Source organism: Ammoniphilus sp. CFH 90114, assembly GCF_004123195.1.
Taxonomy (GTDB): Bacteria; Bacillota; Bacilli; order Aneurinibacillales; family RAOX-1; genus YIM-78166.
On sequence record NZ_SDLI01000068.1, the window covers coordinates 1 to 373 of the forward strand.

The following is a 373-nucleotide window of genomic DNA, read 5'->3' on the forward strand; positions in this document are numbered from 1 at the left end:
CTCTAAAGCCCCCTAACAGGATTGGACACTTTCAGAACATTCGTTTTAGAATAGGAGAAGGTGTTTAGAATGAGAACTAAGGTGCCTAATACCAACCAGTTTATTGAGTTAAAAAAACAAATTGTGCGTGAAGCATTGGAGGGGGGCAATGCTGCTTTTGTTGCACGCCAACACGGACTCTCCCCTAAAACAGTCAGTCAATGGGTTCGTGACTATCGAGAAGAGGTTGAGGAAGAAATGGCAAAGAAGGATCAAGACCAAGTTTCTGTTTTAAGTGAAGACGTAGATTTAAAAAAACAGTTAGATCAAGCGTTAAAGCTCATTGGAAAGCTTAAAGTAGAGAATGAGATTCTCCAAGATCTACTAAAAAAAA

1 protein-coding gene is annotated in these 373 nt (G+C 39.4%); it reads left to right on the forward strand.

Annotated features, from left to right (window positions below):
• Positions 1 to 69: 69 nt before the first annotated feature.
• The coding region (locus tag EIZ39_RS26230; RefSeq protein ID WP_164985361.1) for a helix-turn-helix domain-containing protein at positions 70 to 373 on the forward strand (304 nt) is incomplete at its 3' end.